The sequence below is a fragment of the Psychrobacter sp. 1Y4 genome, assembly GCF_051847555.1.
The window spans coordinates 1-946 of sequence record NZ_JBPYDE010000227.1 but is presented as its reverse complement, the minus strand read 5'-3'; the positions used below and the strand labels follow the sequence as shown (position 1 = coordinate 946).

The 946-nt window shown below is 48.7% G+C and carries 1 protein-coding gene and 1 pseudogene; both read right to left on the bottom strand.

Going from position 1 to position 946, the window contains the following annotated elements; translation table 11 throughout:
- Nucleotides 1-647: pseudogene (locus ACS8FC_RS15405) on the bottom strand (peptidoglycan D,D-transpeptidase FtsI family protein); the annotation flags it as partial.
- A partial coding sequence (locus ACS8FC_RS15400; RefSeq protein ID WP_439297417.1) for a cell division protein FtsL occupies nucleotides 644-946 on the bottom strand: 303 nt, incomplete at its 5' end. The gene ACS8FC_RS15400 and the pseudogene ACS8FC_RS15405, both read right to left, overlap by 4 nt.

Here is a 946-nt window from a genome sequence, read left to right as displayed (position 1 = left end):
AGCTCATCGACAGAGATATTGGCAGCCGCAGCCAGTGTCGTCAGATCCATATTGTCCAGACGCTTTTGCATACGCGCCTGCAATTGTGGACTGCTAGGGTTGGTCAAGATAATACGTTTGAGCTCGTAGTATTCACTCGCATAATCATGCGGGCTAAATGACACGGTCGCCAGCGGTGCGCTCACCGCAAGTGGTAAATCATTACGGTCAGTAATCATACCTCGATAGGATTTTTGCGTGCGCTCACTGGTAATGAGCTCGTTACCTTTATCTTGATAGAACTGCGCGTTGGCCACCTGAATATAGTAGGCACGGCCAATCAATAGCGCCAATATAACCAGCGCCAAACCCCAAACAGTACGAAAACGGTTTTTATCCTGCTCAAAGCCGCCACGAGAGGACGCGCCAGAGGCTTTACCTAAAAACCCTCTTTTACTCTTTGGGTTTCTGGCACTGGCATGCGTCCCTTTCGTATCACTCTTTTTGATACGATCAAATAATTTGGCTTTACGACTGCCTGCCGCTTTATCACCCGTTTGTCCAGATTTGGCAGCGCTCGCACGGCGTAATGGTTTGGTCACCTTGCCACTGGCTGGTTTTTTTCTGGTGTTTTTTGCTGGTGGGGATTTAGGTTTTTTATCGCTCATTGTCCTGCCTCCGCTACCGGTTCTTCAGGGGAGATATCGGTAGAGGCTCGTGGTCCGACCACATCTAAATCTAACTCATCGTCGTCATCAGAGACTACTGGTGCCAAGGCGGTGGCGACACCAGGCTGAATAATCAGCTTATCCTTCAATGTCGGTGAGTACATACCCAATTCCGCCACTGCACGACTGGCGATTTGCGGTGTGGCGCTAAAGGTTTGCTGTTCAATCAATAGACGCTGATGTTCTATTTGTAGCTTACGCTCTTGTTTTTTCATGTCTTGCAAGGTTTTATAGTCCTG